The 17,899-nt window shown below is 69.1% G+C and carries 18 protein-coding genes and 1 tRNA gene; 11 read left to right on the top strand and 8 right to left on the bottom strand.

Annotated features, from left to right (window positions below):
* Positions 1 to 41: 41 nt before the first annotated feature.
* Positions 42 to 524, bottom strand: a complete 483-nt coding sequence (folK, locus tag VI238_RS07975) for a 2-amino-4-hydroxy-6-hydroxymethyldihydropteridine diphosphokinase (protein ID WP_331650197.1) — start codon at positions 522 to 524, stop codon at positions 42 to 44.
* Positions 525 to 531: 7 nt separating this feature from the next.
* Positions 532 to 1,902: a polynucleotide adenylyltransferase PcnB gene (gene pcnB, locus VI238_RS07970; RefSeq protein WP_331650195.1), complete on the bottom strand. Its 1,371-nt coding sequence runs from the start codon at positions 1,900 to 1,902 to the stop codon at positions 532 to 534.
* A 74-nt stretch (positions 1,903 to 1,976) separates the two neighbouring features.
* On the opposite strand from pcnB, the gene VI238_RS07965 reads away from it, so the two are divergent.
* Positions 1,977 to 2,052: transfer RNA gene (locus VI238_RS07965), tRNA-Glu, on the top strand.
* A 419-nt stretch (positions 2,053 to 2,471) separates the two neighbouring features.
* On the top strand, positions 2,472 to 2,795 hold the full coding sequence (fdxA, locus tag VI238_RS07960; RefSeq protein ID WP_331650193.1) for a ferredoxin FdxA: 324 nt from the start codon (positions 2,472 to 2,474) through the stop codon (positions 2,793 to 2,795).
* Positions 2,796 to 2,856: 61 nt separating this feature from the next.
* Here the strand turns inward: fdxA and VI238_RS07955 are convergent, their stop codons facing one another.
* Together VI238_RS07955 and dapA are read right to left on the bottom strand one after the other, a co-directional pair.
* Positions 2,857 to 3,468, bottom strand: coding sequence for a hypothetical protein (locus VI238_RS07955; RefSeq protein WP_331650191.1), 612 nt, complete (start codon positions 3,466 to 3,468; stop codon positions 2,857 to 2,859).
* Positions 3,469 to 3,678: 210 nt separating this feature from the next.
* Complete coding sequence (dapA, locus tag VI238_RS07950; protein ID WP_331650189.1) at positions 3,679 to 4,581, bottom strand: 4-hydroxy-tetrahydrodipicolinate synthase; 903 nt, start codon at positions 4,579 to 4,581, stop codon at positions 3,679 to 3,681.
* Between the two features lie 203 nt (positions 4,582 to 4,784).
* Between dapA and VI238_RS07945 the strand changes: the two genes are divergently transcribed.
* The 3 genes from VI238_RS07945 to VI238_RS07935 all read left to right on the top strand — a co-directional run bounded on the left by VI238_RS07945 (position 4,785) and on the right by VI238_RS07935 (position 7,436).
* Positions 4,785 to 5,366: a glycine cleavage system protein R gene (locus tag VI238_RS07945; protein ID WP_331650187.1), complete on the top strand. Its 582-nt coding sequence runs from the start codon at positions 4,785 to 4,787 to the stop codon at positions 5,364 to 5,366.
* Positions 5,367 to 5,368: 2 nt separating this feature from the next.
* Positions 5,369 to 5,830 carry a peroxiredoxin gene (locus tag VI238_RS07940; RefSeq protein WP_331650185.1) on the top strand — a complete coding sequence of 154 codons (462 nt, stop codon included), beginning with the start codon at positions 5,369 to 5,371 and terminating at the stop codon, positions 5,828 to 5,830.
* 205 nt (positions 5,831 to 6,035) lie between these two features.
* Positions 6,036 to 7,436, top strand: coding sequence for a PhoH family protein (locus VI238_RS07935; protein WP_331650184.1), 1,401 nt, complete (start codon positions 6,036 to 6,038; stop codon positions 7,434 to 7,436).
* A 156-nt stretch (positions 7,437 to 7,592) separates the two neighbouring features.
* Here VI238_RS07935 and VI238_RS07930 read toward each other — a convergent pair whose 3' ends face one another.
* A complete protein-coding gene (locus tag VI238_RS07930; RefSeq protein WP_331650182.1) occupies positions 7,593 to 8,675 on the bottom strand; it encodes a hypothetical protein in 1,083 nt (360 codons plus the stop codon).
* A gap of 303 nt (positions 8,676 to 8,978) precedes the next feature.
* On the opposite strand from VI238_RS07930, the gene thiD reads away from it, so the two are divergent.
* Complete coding sequence (thiD, locus tag VI238_RS07925) at positions 8,979 to 9,779, top strand: bifunctional hydroxymethylpyrimidine kinase/phosphomethylpyrimidine kinase (RefSeq protein WP_331650180.1); 801 nt, start codon at positions 8,979 to 8,981, stop codon at positions 9,777 to 9,779.
* 25 nt (positions 9,780 to 9,804) lie between these two features.
* Here thiD and VI238_RS07920 read toward each other — a convergent pair whose 3' ends face one another.
* Positions 9,805 to 10,815: an isocitrate dehydrogenase gene (locus VI238_RS07920; protein WP_331650178.1), complete on the bottom strand. Its 1,011-nt coding sequence runs from the start codon at positions 10,813 to 10,815 to the stop codon at positions 9,805 to 9,807.
* Positions 10,816 to 11,006: 191 nt separating this feature from the next.
* Between VI238_RS07920 and VI238_RS07915 the strand changes: the two genes are divergently transcribed.
* On the top strand, positions 11,007 to 12,089 hold the full coding sequence (locus VI238_RS07915) for a hypothetical protein (RefSeq protein WP_331650176.1): 1,083 nt from the start codon (positions 11,007 to 11,009) through the stop codon (positions 12,087 to 12,089).
* Between the two features lie 13 nt (positions 12,090 to 12,102).
* Here VI238_RS07915 and VI238_RS07910 read toward each other — a convergent pair whose 3' ends face one another.
* Together VI238_RS07910 and grxC are read right to left on the bottom strand one after the other, a co-directional pair.
* Positions 12,103 to 12,465: a carboxymuconolactone decarboxylase family protein gene (locus VI238_RS07910; protein WP_331650174.1), complete on the bottom strand. Its 363-nt coding sequence runs from the start codon at positions 12,463 to 12,465 to the stop codon at positions 12,103 to 12,105.
* The gene (gene grxC / locus VI238_RS07905; protein ID WP_331650172.1) at positions 12,462 to 12,725 is read right to left on the bottom strand and encodes a glutaredoxin 3; all 264 of its coding nucleotides are present in this window, start codon (positions 12,723 to 12,725) and stop codon (positions 12,462 to 12,464) included. Before grxC ends, VI238_RS07910 begins: the two co-directional genes overlap by 4 nt.
* 191 nt (positions 12,726 to 12,916) lie before the next feature.
* Between grxC and VI238_RS07900 the strand changes: the two genes are divergently transcribed.
* From VI238_RS07900 to VI238_RS07885, 4 genes are all read left to right on the top strand, one after another.
* Positions 12,917 to 14,665, top strand: a complete 1,749-nt coding sequence (locus tag VI238_RS07900; RefSeq protein ID WP_331650170.1) for a M48 family metalloprotease — start codon at positions 12,917 to 12,919, stop codon at positions 14,663 to 14,665.
* A 238-nt stretch (positions 14,666 to 14,903) separates the two neighbouring features.
* Entirely contained in the window at positions 14,904 to 15,593 is a 690-nt protein-coding gene (phoB, locus tag VI238_RS07895) for a phosphate regulon transcriptional regulator PhoB (RefSeq protein WP_331650242.1), read from the top strand.
* Positions 15,594 to 15,659: 66 nt separating this feature from the next.
* Positions 15,660 to 16,976 (top strand): phosphate regulon sensor histidine kinase PhoR, encoded by a 1,317-nt coding sequence (gene phoR, locus VI238_RS07890; protein ID WP_331650168.1) that lies wholly within the window; start codon positions 15,660 to 15,662, stop codon positions 16,974 to 16,976.
* Positions 16,976 to 17,893, top strand: a complete 918-nt coding sequence (locus VI238_RS07885; protein ID WP_331650240.1) for a phosphate ABC transporter substrate-binding protein — start codon at positions 16,976 to 16,978, stop codon at positions 17,891 to 17,893. The genes phoR and VI238_RS07885 overlap by 1 nt, the downstream gene beginning before the upstream one ends.
* The last annotated feature ends 6 nt before the right edge of the window (positions 17,894 to 17,899 follow it).

Genomic DNA, 17,899 nt, shown 5'->3' with positions numbered 1-17,899 from the left:
AGCGCCTTGCGCGCGGCCACCCTCGCCCGACGGGCGCGTCGTCAATCGAGGCGAACGACCCCGCCGACGTCGACCGCGTCGAGCAGGTCGCGCACGCGCCCTGCGCCGGCAACGACGAAATCCGGCGCGATCTCCGCCAGCGGCACGAGCACGAACGCGCGCCGCGCGAGCTGCGGATGCGGCAGTACCAGGCCGGGCTCGTCGACGCGCAGGTCGCCGCAGGCAAGCAGGTCGAGATCGAGCGTACGCGGCCCCCAGCGCAACCCGTCGCGGATGCGGCCATGGCGACGTTCGATCCCGAGCAGGGCATCGAGCAGGTCACGCGGCGGCAGGCGGCTCTCGAGTTCGACGACCGCATTGACGAACGCCGGCTGGTCGGTCACGCCCCACGGCGCACTGCGATACAGCGAAGAGCGCGCCACCAGCTGCGTCGACGCGACCGCGGCGAGTGCGTCGAACGCGAGCTCGACCTGCCGCTGGGGATCGCCAAGGTTGCTGCCGAGCGCGACGAACGCGCGCTGCACGGCGGGATCAGTCCCCGGCATCGGCAGCCGACGCCACGCCGGCCTTCTTGCGCCGCCGCCGGCGCGGACGCTTGCGCTTCGCCGCGGGCGGCGGCGCTTCGCTTCCCGCCGACGGTGCCGCGGCAAGGCGCTCGGCGAGCTGGCCCTGGTCGAGCTCCTGCGCCTCCGTCCACCAAGCGGCGAGTTCCGCGAGCTCGGGCGACTCGCCCGCACGCAGTACGAGGAAGTCGTAGGCCGCGCGGAAACGCGGATGTTCGAGCAGGCGGAACGCGCGCTTCTTCGTGCGCTGGGCGAAGCGCGGCTGCATCGACCAGATTTCCTCGACCGCGATCGTGAAGCGCCGCGGCACGGCGACGCGCTGCGCCTGCTCGCGCAAGACGCGTTCGGTCGCGTGCGACCATGCGGAGCCGGCATCCGCGCCGCCGTCGACCGCCGCCTGCGCGGCGCGCCGAACCGGTTCCCACAGCAGCGCGGCGAACAGGAACGCGGGAGTGACGGGCTTGTCCTCGCGCACGCGCGCATCGGTATTGGCGAGCGTCTGTTCGACCAGACGTCGGAAATGCGCCGCGTCGCCCTGCGCGAGTACGCGCGCCGTCGCGGGGAATACGTGCTGCAGCAAGCCGTGGCGTTCGAGCGTGTGGAAGCTTGCGAGGCCGTGGCCGCTGAGGAACAGCTTCAGCGACTCGTCGAACAGGCGCGCGGGCGGCGCTTCGGCGAGCAGCGGGCCGAGTGCTGCGAACGGCGCGGCGGTCGCGGGTTCGATCGTGAACCCGAGCTTCGCGGCGAGGCGTGCCGCACGCAGCATGCGCACCGGATCCTCGCGATAGCGCTGCTCCGGGTCGCCGATGAGGCGCAGCACCCGATGCTGCAGGTCCTCCATGCCCCCGACCGAATCGAGCACCCTGAAGTCGGAGATGTCGTAGTAGAGCGCGTTGACCGTGAAGTCGCGCCGCACGGCGTCTTCCTCGATCGTGCCGTACACGTTGTCGCGCACGAGCCGGCCATCGACGAGGTGACGGTCGCCGCTGCCGTCGTCGCTGCTACCGCGGAAGGTCGCGACCTCGACGATCTCGCGACCGAACACGACGTGCGCGAGACGAAAGCGACGGCCGATCAGGCGGCAGTTGCGGAACAGCGCGCGGACCTGCTCGGGCGTCGCGTCGGTGGCGACGTCGAAATCCTTCGGGTGGCCGCCGAGCAGGAGGTCGCGCACGGCGCCGCCGACGAGGCAGGCGCGATGACCGGCTTCGTGCAGCCGATAGAGCACGCGCAGCGCCCCGGCGGAAATGCTCTTGCGGGAAATCGCGTGCTCGGCACGCGGGATGATTCGGAACGAGCCGGGGATGGGCGCTTCCTGTACGTTTCGTTCCGACGTCATCCGCTGCTTCTGCTCCGATGGTTTGCCGCGCGTTACCGATTCGTTATACTACGCAGCTCGGCATTTCCCAACACGCTCCCTTCGTCTAGTGGCCTAGGACACCGCCCTCTCAAGGCGGGAACACGAGTTCGAACCTCGTAGGGAGCGCCACTTGCCGGTGCGATCGCCCTTGATCGCCGCCTGGTCACAACCCCAGGCTCGTTGCCGCGTTTTCGACGTTCGAGCCCAGAGCGGCCATCCATGATGGTTCCTTTTTTGCGATCGCCCCCGATCGCGGCTCGGACGCGGACGCCCCCGTCGGCAGCGCCTTCGGGCATCGGTCCAGAGCGGGCCGAACGCTTCAGCAACCGCCGCTTCGAGTGAGTCGACTCGCGGGCATGCATTTCGCCCGCGCTTGCGTGTCCTGCGGGCGCGGCTTCAGCCGCGACCCTCGGTTTGCGGATCGATGATCGGGCGCAGGCACGGCATCGCGGCTGAAGCCGCTCCGACGAAGCCATTCGCGCGCGAAGCATGACCGCCGTGGCACGGCTCACTTACAATGCGCACCTTGTCCACGGATTCGATCACCCATGCCCTTCGTCGTCATCGAGAATTGCATCAAGTGCAAGTACACCGACTGCGTCGAGGTCTGTCCGGTCGACTGTTTCCATGAAGGCCCGAACTTCCTCGTGATCGATCCGGAGGAATGCATCGATTGCACCTTGTGCGAACCCGAATGCCCGGCGAAGGCGATCTATCCCGAAGACGACGTGCCCGCGGGCCAGGAAGGCTTCATCGCACTCAATGCCGAGCTCGCGAAGGCGTGGCCGGTGCTGACCGAACGCAAGGATGCCCCGGCCGACGCGAAGGAATGGGACGGCAAACCGGGCAAGCTCGCCTTGCTCGAGCGCTGAGCACGATCGCACGGCCGTCGCGCCGGACCCTCGGTCCGGCGCGCAACGGCCCGATGAAGGCTCAGGAGAGACGCTCGCGCAACGTCTGCAGCAGCGCGCGCGCGGCGTCGCGCGACGCTTCGTCGTTCGCGCCTTCGACGCTGACGCGGCTGCCGGCTCCATCCGCCACGACCCGGACGGTGAGCTGGACACGCGCCGTGGTCGTGTTGCCCGCACGGCCGAACGTGATCGCGCGCTTGAACCAGCCCGGCTTGGACGTCGTCGTACCGGTGGTCTCGACCGCATAGGTATGGCCGGCTTCGTCGCGACCGACGATGCTTGCGGCACCGGAGCGCTCGAGGGCAAGACCGACGCGCGACCATGTGCTCGCGACCGCGTCGGCAACCGCAAGGCCGTCGCCGCTCAGCAGCGCGCCAGGCGCCGCGATCACGACCGGCGGTGGGGCCGTCGCGCCCATGTCACCGGCGGGTACGTCCTGCACCGGCGTGGCCGGTCGCGCGCTCGCCGGGGGGACCGTCAGCGCGCCGGCGCTGTTCGGCGAGTCGAGGTCGGGCGGCACTTCCAGGGGCCGCGATTCGACCGCGCGCGTGTACTCGTCGTTCTTGCGCTCGAAATGGCGATGCAGGAAACCGCATCCGCCGAGCAGCGACGCCGACACGATGGCCGCCAGCAACGCAAAGATGTTCCGTCTCACAGATACCGTCCCGTCGTCAGTCATCCCAGGGTCCGTCGACGATTCTCCGGCGGTCGTGCTGCCCCTGGCTACCGGCCAGGGATCGCGATCGCTACGGCATCGGGCCGTCTTTCCGGGACGGCATGCTGCCGTCTGGCGGCCACGCGGGGCACCCGGATCACCGGGCGCGAAATCATCGACCGACCTAGTCTACCCGACTGCGGGAGCGTCCTCGACCAGTCCGAGGTCGGCGAGCACTCGATCGGCTCGTCCGCGCAGCGACGGCGACAGCTCGGTCAGGGGCAGGCGCAGGACCGACGAGCCGAGGCCGAGGCGCGACAGGCACCACTTGAGGGGGATCGGGTTCGGCTCGAGCGCAAGCACGTCGTAGAGCGGCTGCAGGCGCCGGTCCAGTTCGCCGGCGACCGCCTCGTCGCGCCGCGCGCAGGCGTCGCACATCGCGGCAAACAGGGCGGGCACGACGTTCGCCGCGACGGAAACCACGCCGTCGGCGCCGGCGAGCTGCGCGTACGCGCAGGTCGGGTCGTCGCCCGACAGGACGCTGAACGACGACGAACGCAGACCGAGCAATTCACGCACGCGCTGCGGGTCGCCCACGGCTTCCTTGATGCCCGCGATGTTGCCGTGTACGGCGAGGCGCGCAACGGTCTCCGGACGCAGGTCGCAGGCGGTCCGCCCCGGCACGTTGTAGAGCACGACGGGGACTCGGGCGTGATCGGCGACTTCGCTGAAATGGCGGAACATGCCCTCCTGGGTCGGGCGCACGTACGCGGGCGCGACGACGAGCACGTAGTCGACGCCGGCGTCCACCGCGCGTTGCGTCAGCGTGATCGTCTTGCGTGTCGAAGGCAGGCCGCTGCCCGCGAGTACGGGTACGCGCCGCGCGACGCGATCGACCGCGAATGCGACCAGACGCGAATACTCGTCGTCGTCGAGCGAAGCCGCCTCGCCGGTCGATCCGGCAACGACGATCGCGCGCGTACCGCCCGCGAGTTGCCGGTCGACGAGACGGCCGTACGCGTCGAGATCGAGTGCGCCGTCGCCTGCGCGGAACGGCGTCGCGAGTGCGCAGATGCTGCCGGAAAGTGCCACGCCTGAACCTGCCCTGGCGGATCGTGAGGCCAGCGATGGTACGGGCTGAGGTCCGAGCAAGTCCATGCGCGGGAGCGGGCGATTCATGGCATTGCAGTGACATGCGCCGCCCGTCGGCGCGTCCGCTTGCGACCCCAGGGGTGCACAAGTATTCTGCGGGCGAGCGCATCGCCGGCCGATGCGGCGGGCAGGACATGGGAACCGTGAAGCAGTCAGGAAGGCAGGCCCCGGGCGACGCCACGCGACCCGCTTCGAACGAGAACTACCTCCTCATCAGCGCCTTCGGCGCTCCCGCGCATTCGCCGTTGGTCGCACTGAGCAAGCGCATTTCCGAATGCGGCTGCAATCTCGCCGAAGCGCGCGTCTCCACGCTCGGCAACGAACTCAGCGTGCTCGCCCTCGCCCAGGGAGCCTGGGACGCGATCGCCAAACTCGAGAATGCGCTCGCCCGGCTCGATCGCGACGGCGAGTTGCGGCTGACCCACTTCCGCACGAGCGCGCGACAACCGCAGTCGAACCTGTTGCCGTACGTAGTCGAGGTGGTCGCCGCCGACAAGACCGGGGTCCTGTTCCAGCTCGCCGAGTTCTTCGAGCGGCAGAACATCACGATCGAGCAGCTGCATTCGACCCGCTACCGCGCGATGCAGACCGGCGCGGACATGTTTTCGGCACAGATCACCATCGGCATCCCGAACACGATGCACATCGCTGCGCTGCGCGACGATTTCCTCGAGTTCTGCGACGGCCTCAACCTCGACGCGATCATGGATCCGATGAAGTTCTGACCATGCCCGAGATCGGCAAGAAGGTTCCGAAACTCAAGGGCGTCCTGCACGACGGCAGCTCGCTCGCCCTCGCCGACCTGCGCGGCCAGGCCGTGGTCGTGTACTTCTACCCGAAGGACAATACGCCCGGCTGCACCAACGAGGCGCACGGCTTCCGCGATCTCTACAAGCAGTTCCGCAAGGCCGGCTGCGAGATCGTCGGCGTCTCGCGCGATTCCGCCGCCTCGCACGCGAAGTTCCGCGAAAAGCACGCGCTGCCGTTTCCGCTCGTCGCCGACATCGACGAGACCTGGTGCAACGCGTTCGGCGTGCTCGGCGAGAAGACGCTGTACGGGCGCACCTTCGTCGGCGTCATCCGCAGCACGTTCCTCGTCGACGCCGAAGGCACGCTCGTCGCGGAGTGGCGAAACGTACGCGTGCCGGGCCACGCCGCCGCCGTACTGGAGCGCGCCACCCAGCTGTGACCGTCATCTCGCCCTGCCATATGCCGCCCGGGAACTTCGAGAGTCCGCCCCGCCGGCGGACGTTCGAATCGGCGAGCCGACCTACGCACCGACGCTCCCGCCGCGATCCACGTGGATCGCGGCGCGCGCCGTCTCCAGCGTTGCTGCACGATCCGCGCGCGCGGCTGCGCGTGCGCGGCCCTTCCTTTTCGCACGAGGCTCCCGCATGACTCGAGGCAAGCGCATCTACGTTCTCGACACCAACGTGCTCATGCATGACCCGACGTCGTTGTTCCGATTCGAGGAACACGACGTGTTCATTCCGATGACGGTGCTCGAGGAACTGGATGCCGCGAAGAAGGGCACGTCGGAAACGTCGCGCAACGCCCGTCAGGTCAGCCGCTTCCTCAACGAACTCATGGTCGCAGGCAATGGCCATCCGATCGAGGACGGCGTCGAGCTGCGCCTGCCGCAGGGCCTGCAGCTCGATCGCAAACCGAAGGCGGGCCGCCTGTATTTCCAGACCAATGCGCACGTCGCGATCGACAAGCGGTCGGCGCGCACGATGCCGGACAATCTCATCCTCGCCGCAGTCGTCGGCTTGCGCGAGGCGCGTCCGCGCGAACCGGTCGTGCTGGTGTCCAAGGACATCAACCTGCGCATCAAGGCGAAGATCTACGGCATCACGGCCGAGGATTACGAGAACGATCGCGCGCTCGACGACTTCAGCCTGCTCTACAACGGCCTGGCCGAACTGCCCAAGAACTTCTGGGATCGGCACGGCGAGCTGCGCTCGTGGTCCGAACGCGGCCGCACGTTCTATGAAGTGAAGCGGCGCAAGGACGAGGACTGGCACCCGAACCAGAACCTCTTCCTGCCGGGCGAGGACGAAGTCGAGCTGCGCGTGCTGCGCCTGGACGGCCAGAAGGCGATATTGCAGATCGTCGACGACTATCGCATCGGTGCATCGCATTCGGTCTGGGGCATCCAGGCGCGCAACCGCGAACAGAACTTCGCGCTCAATGCGCTGATGGACCCGGAGATCGACTTCGTGACCCTGCTCGGTACCGCCGGTACGGGCAAGACCCTTCTGGCGCTTGCCGCGGGCCTCGCCCAGGTCATGGACCAGCAGCGCTACCGCGAGATCATCATGACACGCGCCACCGTATCGGTCGGCGAGGACATCGGCTTCCTGCCCGGGACCGAAGAGGAAAAGATGACGCCGTGGATGGGCGCGCTCACCGACAACCTCGAGGTGCTGACCAACCCGCAGGAAGGCGGCGCATGGGGCCGTGCGGCGACCAACGACCTGCTCGCGTCGCGGATCAAGATCCGTTCGATGAACTTCATGCGCGGACGCACATTCCTCAGCCGTTACGTCATCATCGACGAAGCGCAGAACCTCACTCCGAAGCAGATGAAGACGCTCGTCACGCGCGCGGGCCCCGGCAGCAAGATCATCTGCCTCGGCAATGTCGAACAGATCGACACGCCGTACCTGACCGAGACGACGTCGGGCCTCACGTATGCGGTCGACCGCTTCAAGAATTGGGAGCACAGCGCGCACATCACGCTGCGCCGCGGGGAGCGCTCGCGCCTGGCGGACTATGCGTCGGAAGTGCTCTGACCGCCGACGGACGTAGCGCGCACGCGCCGAACCGGCACGTGCGCGCCAATGCCCGTCCATGACGGTGTCTGCATCCGGCCCGGTACCCGCGCTCGCCGTAACGGACGACGCCCGCGAGTGCGGGCGTCCGGAGCGTCCCTCGATGGAAGGCCGGGGTCAGAAGCGGGTCGACCAGAGCGCCTCGAACTCGAAACGGCTCGCGGTCGAATTTTCGCGCGACACGTACGTCGGCATCAGCAGGTAGTAGGGCGACGTCGCGTAGTTCGCCGAAAAACTCAGATTGGTCGAGCGGCCGAACGGACGCCCCCATGCGAGCGAGAACATGCCGTCCGCCGTGGCCGACGCGAGCGCGCTCTCGAGCAGCCGCGACGTCGGCACCGGCTGCTGGCGCGTGCTGTAGCGCACCTGCAGGTTGCCGAGCTCCTCGTCGCGCAGGGTCCAGCCGAGACTGTACACATCGAGGTCGCGCCATGCGAAAACGGGGCTCGTGCTGTCGCCGAGCAGGGCGAGGAAACGCGTCGGCAGGTTCGAGCTCGTGAACGGCTTGATGCGGCTGTACTGCACGCGCTGCACGCCCGCATCGATCGAGAAATCCGGCGTGACCGAATAGCTCAGCGTCGCGGCCGCACTCGCGGGGATGTCGAAGTCGCCTGCGTCGGCGAACACGCCGCGATAGTTGGAGAGTGCGTCCATCCCGACACGCGACTGATAGCCGAACGTCCAATGCAGGCGCTCGCCGATCTCGTTGCCGACGTCGACGCGCGCCCCGGCGCCGTAGGAACTGTCGCGCTGCCAGCTCGGCAGCGGGCGCCAGGCGTCGGTGGTGGTGCCGAGAGCGAAGCTCGCGAATCGCTGATAGGCGAGCACGCCGGTCAACCGCAGGCTGCCGGTCTCGCCCCAGTTCGTGGCGAGCGACGGTGCGACCACGGTGCGCTGCAAGCCCGCCGAGGGCACGGCCAGATGCTCTGGTTGGGTCGTCGACAGCACGGCGGGCGTGTCCGACACGGCCCCCGTCGCGACGGAAATCGAAAGGCGGCCCGGCCCCTTCGCGCGCGCCTCGAACAACGGTGCGCGGGCGACATCGGTCGAGTAGCTGTCGAGCACATGCGGCGCGACGAGCTCCTGCGGTTGCAAGGCCCACGAGAATTGCGGCGTGATGCTCGCGAGCGCGTAGTCGTGCCAGCGCGCGAGTGCGGCGCCGCCCGAGGATGGCGTCGCGAGCGCGTCCGCGACGGTCAATCCGGCCCCTTCGAGCGGTGCCGCCTGTGCCATCATCGAAAGGAATGGGAGCGCCAGCCCTGTGCCCAGCGCTCCCATCCATCTCCCTGCAGTTGCCGTTGCCCGCTGCATCGCCCTGTTTGCGACCGTGGATGTGGTATGTGGTGTAATCCCCCCGCTATCGTTTGCGAAAACGCAACAGTTGTCAAGCAATACGGGTCGGGGCCGCTGCCATAACCCGTTATGAAACCGGCACTTCAGCGGCCTTCATTGTGACGCAGTCGAGCCTTTGGCGGCGTCGCGAAAATGCAACATCGACAGGACATGCCGACCCGATCCCCTTCCATCGCGCTGACGATCGCCGGCTCCGACTCCGGTGGCGGTGCAGGCATCCAGGCCGACCTGCGCACGTTTGCCGCGTTCGGCGTACATGGTGCGAGCGCGATCACGGCCCTGACCGCGCAGAACACCCTCGGCGTCACCGCGATACATGCCGCGCCGACGTCGTTCCTGCGCGCGCAGATCGACGCGGTGCTCGGCGATTTCCGCGTCGGCGCGGCGAAGCTGGGCATGCTCGCCACGCCCGCGATCGCGCGCGAGGTCGCGTCGGCACTCGCGCGCCGGCCGCGCCTGCCCGTGGTGCTCGACCCGGTGCTCGTCGCGACCACGGGTGCACGCCTCGGCACGCACGCGCTGATCGGCACGCTGCGCCGCCATCTGCTGCCGCTCGCGACGCTCACCACACCCAACATTCCGGAGGCCGAGGCGCTGCTCGGGCGCCCCATCGGCTCGCGCACGGCAATGGCCGGCGCGGCTCGGGCGCTCCTCGAGGCGGGCGCGCGTGCGGTGCTGCTGAAGGGCGGCCATCTCGGCGGCAGCGAAGTCTCGGACCTCCTCCTCACCGCCGCCGGGGAACGTTGGTTCCACCAGCGTCGCCGTCGCGGGGAATTCCACGGCACCGGCTGTTCGCTGTCGGCCGCGATCGCTGCCGGACTCGCGCTCGGAAACCCGCTCGAGGACGCCGTCGAAGCGGCGGTCCACTTCGTGCAGCGGGCAATCGCTGCGGGCTACCGGCCGGGCAAGGGCGCGCTGTTCGTGCTCGACCATCCCGCTGCCGCGCCGTGATCCGGCACGGCATGGCGGCTGCGGTTCAAGCGAGGCGTTCGATGATCGCGTCGGCGAAAGCCGACGTCGTGCCGTCGCCGCCGAGATCTGGCGTGACGCGGTCGCGATCCTGGAGCGTCGCGCGGATCGCGCCGCGCAGGCGGTTCGCCTCGCCCGTACGCTCGAGGTGGTCGAGCATTTGCGCCGCTCCGAGCAGCAGCGCGCACGGATTGGCGATGCCCTTGCCGGCAATGTCCGGCGCGGAGCCGTGCACGGCTTCGAAGATCGCGGCATCCGCGCCGATATTCGCCCCAGGCGCGAGGCCGAGGCCGCCGACGAGTCCCGCGCAGAGGTCGGAGATGATGTCGCCGAACAGGTTCGTGGTGACGATGACGTCGAACTGTTCGGGCTTCATCACCAGTTGCATGCAGCAGTTGTCGACGATGAGTTCGTTGCACGCGATGTCCGGATACTGCGCGGCGACCTCGCGCGCGACCTTCAGGAACAGCCCCGACGTCGACTTGAGGATGTTCGCCTTGTGCACGACCGTGACCTTCTTGCGGCCGTTGCGGCGCGCGAGGTCGAACGCGTAGCGCACGATCCGCTCGGAGCCCTTGCGTGTGATCTTCTGCACGAGCGTCGCCGTCGCGCCGTCTTCCGACACGTGCTGGCCTTCGCCCGCGTACGCACCTTCGGTGTTCTCGCGCACGGTGATCAGATCGACGTTCTCGGGGAAGCGCGAACGCGTGTTCGGGAAGGAAATCGCCGGACGCACGTTCGCGTAGAGATCGAACTTGCGACGCAGCAGGACGTTGATCGAGCTGAAACCTTCGCCGACCGGCGTCGTCAGCGGACTCTTGAGCGCGATCCGATGCTTGGCGATCGCATCGAGCGTCGCCTGTGGCAGCAGCTCCCCGCATTGCTCGTACGCGGCGAGGCCGGCTTCGACGAAGTCGTATTTCAGGCCGAGCTGCATCGCGTCGAGCACGCGCAAGGTCGCGTCCATGATCTCCGGACCGATGCCGTCGCCGCGGATCACGGCAATGGTGGTGTTCATTCGATTGGGACTCCGTACGGCATGCTTCGACACGCCGGTCGTGGCAGGTCGCCGCGGCCACGCCGGCAAAGGCGGCCGATTTCGCGAAGGGGAAATGCGGCGAGGGGAGCCGCGCAATAAATTCCTTGCGCGACAAGGATATCCGTCGACTCGGACTTGCCCGGGGCGACGCCGGCGCGCATTATCCGCGAATGTCCCTGCCGCGTACAAGAAACCGCGCCCTCGCTTCGGCGCTGGCCGGCTGCGCCGCGTTGCTGCTCGGCGCGTTCGCGTCGCCCGCTGGCGCGCTCAGCGTGCGGCTCGAGTCGACCGGTTCCGGGCTGCGCATCGGCCTGGTCGGGCAAGCCCCTGCGCGGTGCCTGCCGGCAGTGGCGCGAGTGACCGTCGACGGCGACGACGTCGGCGTCATGCTGCATGCACCGGCGACCGGCTGCGCGCGCGGCACGATCGCCTATGCCCTGCATGTCGATCCGTCGATGTCGGGCACGCCGCTCAGCGCGGGCCGGACCTATCGTGTGAGCGTCTTTTCCGACGCGACCGACTTGCCCGGGCTCGTCGCCTTCCGCGTGCTCGACACCAGCGCGTCGAGCGCCGGCGCGCCCCAGCCCGAGAACGGCTTCTGGTGGTCGGAGGCGGCGCTCGAGACCGGCCCGGCGTCGCGCAGCACGGGTATCAGCCTCGAAGCACAGGGGGACCAGCTCGCCGTGAGCCTGTTCGGCTTCGGCGACGACGGCAGCCCGGTCTGGTATTTCGGCAGCGCGCGCCGCAAAGGCCGCATCGCGGTCGTGCCATTGCTGGAATTGCGCAACGGCGATCCGCTGTTCTCGCCGACGGGCAGCCGGCCGAGCGCAATCGAGGGGCTGAGACTCGAACTCGACTTCCTCTCGCCTTCGCGTGCCCGCGCCTGGCTCGTCCGCAGCGACGATCGGCGCGACATCGCCGTCCGTGCACTCGCGTTGTCGCGTTCGAGCTTCTCCAACGCAGACGGAGCGGAATGGAGCGGCCGCTGGATCCTTGTCGGCGATGACGAGGCGACGCTGCGGCAGTTCGAGTTCGGCGCACCGACTCGCCGCGATGCGGGGGCCTTGCATTACGTCGCCGCCGACGGCGCCAGCCTCGATTGCCGCAGCGCTCCGCTCGCGTCGGCACCGGACTTCTGCACCCTCTCGCTCGGCGCTTCGGCGGTCGCCGACTTCGACCAGGTGGGCCTGGACCGACTCGACGGCCGCGACGGCAATGGCGCGCGCGTGCAATTGCTGCGCGTGCGCCGTTGACTGGGCCGCGGTCTCAGTCCGCGCCCGGCGCCTTTTCCGCCGCCACCTGGTCGAGGAAATCCACCGCCCGGCGAAGGTGCGGGATGACGATCGAGCCACCGACCACGAGGCCGACGCTGAATATCTCGAAGAACTCGTCTTCGTCGACGCCGGCCTCGACGCACTGCGCGACGTGATAGCTGATGCAGTCGTCGCAGCGCAGCACCAGCGAAGCGACCAGACCGAGCATCTCCTTCGTCTTCACGTCGAGCGCGCCGGCCTTGTAGGTCTGCGTGTCGAGCGCGAAGAAGCGCCGGATCACCTGGTTGTCCTGGCCGAGAATCCGCTCGTTCATGCGCTGGCGAAAGGCCGTGAAATCGCGGATGCGATCGCTCATGCGCGCACCTCCGTCAGTTCGCGCAACCTGCCGGATCGTTCCGCCGCGACGAGGTCGTCGAATCCGCCGACGTGTTCGCCGTTGACGAAGATCTGCGGCACCGTTCGCCGCCCCGCGCTCCGCGCAAGCATTTCCTCGCGTCGCGCGGGCTCGACGTCCACGCGCACCTCCTCGTACGACAGTCCGCGCTGCTTGAAGAACTGCTTGGCCGCCACGCAGTACGGGCAGATGGCCGTGGTGTAGATCTCGACTCGATTCATGCGCGCCGGTCCGTGGAAACTGCGCCAAGAGTGGGGTCCGCGAGGCCGGCTTGCAAGGCCGCGGCCCGCGCCGGCATGAATGCCTCCTGAGCGCCGCGCCCGCCGCGGGGACGATGGGCATGCGAAGGGTGGCGACGGGAACATGCACGCGCTAATGTGGTCCGAGCATCGGTTCCCGCCGCGGTTTCGACATGCGTTTCGCACCCGTCATTTCCACCCTCGCCGTCGCCTGCCTCAGCGCGCTCGCGGGAGCGCGCGAGCCGGACGTCAAGCTTCCCGACATCGGCAGTTCCGCAGCGAGCCTCGCCACCCCGCAGGAACTGCGCGAGTACGGCGCGGGCATGCTGCAGGAAATGCGCGCGTACGATCTCGTCGTCGACGACCCGCTGCTGGTCGATTACATCAACGCACTCGGCTATCGCCTCGTCGCGTCGAGCGATCACCCGGACCCCGGCTTCACGTTCTTCATCGTCCGCGACGACCAGATCAACGCGTTCGCCGCCCCCGGAGGCTATGTCGCGACGAATGCGGGCCTCATCACCGCGATGGATACCGAGGACGAGCTCGCCGGCGTCCTCGCGCACGAGATCTCGCACGTCGAGCAGCAGCACATCCTGCGCGCGTTCGAGGACCAGAAGAAGATGTCGATCCCGATCATGCTCGGCATGCTCGGCGTCATGATCGCAAGCGCGCACCGGACCGACGACGCGGCCGCCGCCGCGATGATGACGGGGACGTCGCTGATCCAGCAGCGCCAGATCAACTTCACGCGCGGCGACGAGGCCGAGGCCGACCGCGTCGGCATCCAGACGCTCGCGCGCGCAGGGTTCGACCCGAGCGCGATGGCGGGCGCGTTCCAGACCTTGCAGAAAGTCATGCGCGTCAACGGCGTCGACATCCCCGAATTCCTGCTCGATCACCCCCTCGATACCCGGCGCATCGCCGACGCGAAGGCGCGAGCCGAACAGCTCGGCTGCCCCAAGGCCACGCGCGTGCGCAGCACGCCGGCGGCGGCCACGGGCGGCCTCGATCTCTCGCTCGCCCCTCGCCGCGCCGACGCCGAATCGACCGATGGCCCCGCCACCGAGGCGAGTGCGGTCGCCGCGAGCGAAGCCACGACGGTGACCGTTGCCGAGCGCGGCGAGGGCAACGCGCTGCCGCGTGTGACCGTGGCCACGTGCGCGCCACGCGGCAAGCCGGCACAGGCGTACTTCGAACTCATGCGCGAACGCATGCGCGTGCAGATCGCGAAGTCCGCCACGGCGATCCGGTCGTATTACGCCAACAACCTGCGCGACGATCCCGCGTTCGACAGCACCGCGAACCGCTACGGCTACGCGCTCGCGCTCACCGCGAGCCGCGAGGCGCCGGCGGCGATCGAGCAACTGCGCCCGCTCGTCGCGCGAGCACCCGATTCGCCGGAGCTGCGCCTCGCGCTCGCGAACGCGCAGGACCAGGCCGGGCGCCGGGACGAGGCGCTCGCGACGTTCTCGCAGCTGCATCGCGACTTTCCCGGCAATCGCGCGATCACGCTCGCCTACAGCGACGCGCTCGTCGCACGCGCGGACGCGAAGAGTGCGCGTCTCGCGCTGGAGCTGTTGCGCCCGCTGGTCGAACGCAGCGCCGATGACCCCGAATTGCAGCGCGCGTTCGCGCGCGCGAGCGAACTCGCTGGCGACAAGGTGCGGGCGAGCGAGGCTTACGCGGAGGCGGCCTGGCTGAGTGGCCACGCCGAGGATGCCTTGAACCAGCTCAAGGCGCTGTCGAAGCAGGCCGACCTCAGCTATTACCAGCGCAGCCGCATCGACGCGCGCATCGCCGAGCTCACGCCGGCCGTCCTCGCGCTGCGCAAGCATTCCTCGCCGAGCGAACCGGGATCCTTGGCCGCGGCGGGATTCACCTGCTGCCGCACCGGCCGCAGCACCGTCACAAATCCGTGATGTTCGCCGTCGCGGGCCTGGCATCGCGAGCGACGCCCCGAAGCGACTCCATCCCGTTGATGTAGAATGCGATTCTGATCGATGGGTGTTCCCCGCCCGCGGGCCCGGGCGGTCGACCCGGGCCGGTTCGGCGGTGCGACGCAGCTTCGATACGCGGCGATGTCATTGCGGCGTAACAGAACGAAGCTGCAATGATGACGTCATGAAGCGCCCCTTCGGCGCTGCGCGCGGTGAAGTCGTGCAAAAACACATCCTGATCGTCGAAGACGAAACCGCGATCCGCGACATGGTCGCATTCGCCCTGCGCAAGGCCGGCATGGAGCCGATGCACGCGCCCGACGCGCGCGCCGCGCAGACCGCGATCGGGGAGCGTGTGCCGGATCTCATCCTGCTCGACTGGATGCTGCCCGGCATGAGCGGCATCGACCTCGCGCGCCGGCTGCGCAAGGACGAACTCACGCGCGAGGTGCCGATCATCATGCTCACCGCTCGCGGCGAGGAAGCCGACCGCGTCGGCGGCCTCGATGCCGGGGTCGACGACTACGTCGTCAAACCGTTCTCCACCCGCGAACTTCTCGCGCGCATCCGCGCGGTGATGCGGCGCACGCATGGCGAGGACGCCGACGGCGTCGTCGAGCTCGGCGGGCTGCGCATCGACAGCGCGGCGCATCGCGTCTTCTGCGGCGACCAGCCCGTCCACATCGGCCCGACCGAATATCGCCTGCTGCACTTCTTCATGACGCATGCGGAGCGCGTCTATACGCGCAGTCAGTTGCTCGATCACGTGTGGGGCGGCGGCGTCTACGTCGAGGAGCGCACCGTTGACGTGCACATCCGGCGCCTGCGCAAGACGCTCGAACCGTTCGGCAAGGACGAACTCGTGCAGACCGTGCGCGGCGCCGGCTATCGTTTTTCGACCAGCATCTAGGCCCGGGCGGCGCACCATGCGGATGCCGATCCTCAACACGTCGAACTGCACGACGCCGGCCCGCACATGATGCGGCGCCTCGGCCGTGCCTGGCGCTCCAGTGCGTGGCGCCTCGCGGCGCTGCTCGCGGGCGCGTGGGCGATCGGCCTGTGGCTGCATGCGGCGGCGGCCTGCGTGCTCGCGGCGACCGCGCTCGCGTTCGGCTACCACGTGCTGCGGCTCGCCCGCTACGCCCGCCTGCTCGCGGGCCCGCAGCGCATGCCCGCGGCGGACGGAAGCGGCATCTGGGACGAGATCCAGAATGCGACGCGGCGGCGCCAGCGCGCGGCGGTCGCGGACAAGCGGCGCATGGTGCAGCTTCTGCGCGCGTTCCGCGACGCCGCGGCGGCGCTGCCGGACGCGGTCGTCGCGCTCGACCGCGAACATCGCATCGAATGGTTCAACGCGGCCACGGCCGACCTGCTCGGCCTCGAGTATCCCCAGGATCTCGGCGCGCACCTGCCCAACCTCGTGCGCGCTCCGCGCTTCACGGAATGGCTGCGCCGCGAAGGCGACGAACCGCTGGCGGACCTGCCCTCGCCGCTCGACGAGGAGCGGCGCCTCACCCTGCGCCTGATCCGTTACGCCGACGACCGCTCGCTGCTCGTCGTGCGCGACGTGAGCCAGCTCATGCGCCTCGAGCAGGTGCGGCGCGACTTCGTCGCGAACGTCTCGCACGAACTGCGCACGCCGCTCACGGTCGTGCACGGTTACCTCGACATGCTCGAGCCGGAGCAGATACCCGAGTACGAGCCGATCCTGCACGAGTTGCGCAACCAGTCGCGACGCATGACCCAGATCGTCGAGGACCTGCTCACCTTGTCGCGCCTCGAGGCTCGCAACGACCTGCCGCAGGAGCGCATCAGCATGCGGCCGCTGCTGGAAGCACTGCGCCGCGAGGCCGATGCGCTGAGCCAGGGCCAGCACGCGATCGTGGTCGAACTCGACGACCGCCACGACCTGCTCGGTTCGACCAAGGAACTGCACAGCGCGTTCTCGAACCTCGTCACCAACGCCGTGCGCTACACGCCCGCGGGCGGCCGCATCACATTGCGCTGGCAGGGCGATGCCGACGGCGGCGCGCGCCTCGCCGTGACCGATACCGGCCAGGGGATTCCCGCGCAGCATCTTCCGCGCCTGACCGAGCGCTTCTATCGCGTCTCGACCAGCCGCTCGCGCGAGACCGGCGGCACCGGCCTCGGCCTGTCGATCGTCAAGCACGTACTCCAGTTGCACCAGGCGCGGCTGGACATCCGCAGCGAACCCGGCGTCGGCAGCACGTTCGCGTGCGTGTTCGGCAGCGAACGCCTGCTCGAACCGCTCGCGCTGGCGGAAGCGCCGTGATGCGCCTCGCGCTCGCCGTCGCGCTCGCGCTTGGCTTGTGTGGCGGGCCGGCGCGCGCGCTGGACCGGGTCACCGGCACCTTGACGAGCGTCGGCTCCGACACCGCGAGCGTGCTCATCATGCGCTGGGCCGCCGCGTTCCAGGCGCGCCATCCGGGCGCGCGCATCCAGGCGCAGGCGAGCGGCTCGGCAAGCGCACCGATCGCGCTGATCGAGGGCGCCGCCGACCTCGGCCCGATGAGCCGGCCGATGAGCGCCGCCGAGGAGGCGGCGTTCCGCACGCGCTACGGCCATGCGCCGACGCGCATCGTCGTCGCGCACGACGCGATCACGGTGTTCGTGCACCCCGACAACCCGCTCGCCTCGGCGAGCCTCGCCGATCTCGATGCGATCTACTCGTCCACGCGCGCGTGCGGCGCCGGGGCAGCGATCCGCCGCTGGGCCGACCTCATCGGCGCCGCAGCCCCGCGATCGCTGCTCGCAGTCGGCCGCGACAGCGGCTCGGGCACGCACGAGCTGTTCCGCGAGATCGCGCTGTGCGGCGGGCAGTATCGCGCGGACGTCGTCGCGTGGCCCGGCAACGGCGCGGTCGTCGCGACGGTCGCCGGCAATCGCGAGGCGATCGGCTATGCCGGCTTCGGTTACGTGAACCGGCTCGTGCGTACCCTCGCGATCGCGCGCGGCCCCGGCCAGCCCGCGATCGTGCCCGACGAGCGCAGCATCGTTTCCGGCCGCTACCCCCTCTCGCGCCCGATCTACGTCTACCTGAACCGGCGTCCGCAGCTGCCGCCGGCCGCATTGCCATCGGCGTTCCTCGATTACATCCTCTCCGACGAAGGACAGCGGCTCGTGCGCCAGGAAGGTTTCGTACCCTTGGATACCGACGAGGCGCGCGAGCAGCGTGCCGTGCTGCATTGACGATGG

Source organism: Dokdonella sp. (assembly GCF_036518555.1).
Lineage (GTDB): Bacteria > Pseudomonadota > Gammaproteobacteria > Xanthomonadales > Rhodanobacteraceae > Dokdonella_A.
Note: the sequence above shows the minus strand (reverse complement) of the source record. Positions and strands in the feature narration are given on the sequence as shown.

Excerpts from the sequence above, each read along its gene's own strand:
- grxC (WP_331650172.1), bottom strand. The coding sequence starts at position 12,725 with ATGAATCGAGTCGAGATCTACACCACGGCCATCTGCCCGTACTGCGTG.
- fdxA (WP_331650193.1), top strand. The coding sequence starts at position 2,472 with ATGCCCTTCGTCGTCATCGAGAATTGCATCAAGTGCAAGTACACCGAC.
- VI238_RS07940 (WP_331650185.1), top strand. The coding sequence starts at position 5,369 with ATGCCCGAGATCGGCAAGAAGGTTCCGAAACTCAAGGGCGTCCTGCAC.
- VI238_RS07935 (WP_331650184.1), top strand. The coding sequence starts at position 6,036 with ATGACTCGAGGCAAGCGCATCTACGTTCTCGACACCAACGTGCTCATG.
- VI238_RS07915 (WP_331650176.1), top strand. The coding sequence starts at position 11,007 with ATGTCCCTGCCGCGTACAAGAAACCGCGCCCTCGCTTCGGCGCTGGCC.
- VI238_RS07885 (WP_331650240.1), top strand. The coding sequence starts at position 16,976 with ATGCGCCTCGCGCTCGCCGTCGCGCTCGCGCTTGGCTTGTGTGGCGGG.
- VI238_RS07900 (WP_331650170.1), top strand. The coding sequence starts at position 12,917 with ATGCGTTTCGCACCCGTCATTTCCACCCTCGCCGTCGCCTGCCTCAGC.
- VI238_RS07920 (WP_331650178.1), bottom strand. The coding sequence starts at position 10,815 with ATGAACACCACCATTGCCGTGATCCGCGGCGACGGCATCGGTCCGGAG.
- phoR (WP_331650168.1), top strand. The coding sequence starts at position 15,660 with ATGATGCGGCGCCTCGGCCGTGCCTGGCGCTCCAGTGCGTGGCGCCTC.
- thiD (WP_331650180.1), top strand. The coding sequence starts at position 8,979 with ATGCCGACCCGATCCCCTTCCATCGCGCTGACGATCGCCGGCTCCGAC.
- VI238_RS07910 (WP_331650174.1), bottom strand. The coding sequence starts at position 12,465 with ATGAGCGATCGCATCCGCGATTTCACGGCCTTTCGCCAGCGCATGAAC.
- pcnB (WP_331650195.1), bottom strand. The coding sequence starts at position 1,902 with ATGACGTCGGAACGAAACGTACAGGAAGCGCCCATCCCCGGCTCGTTC.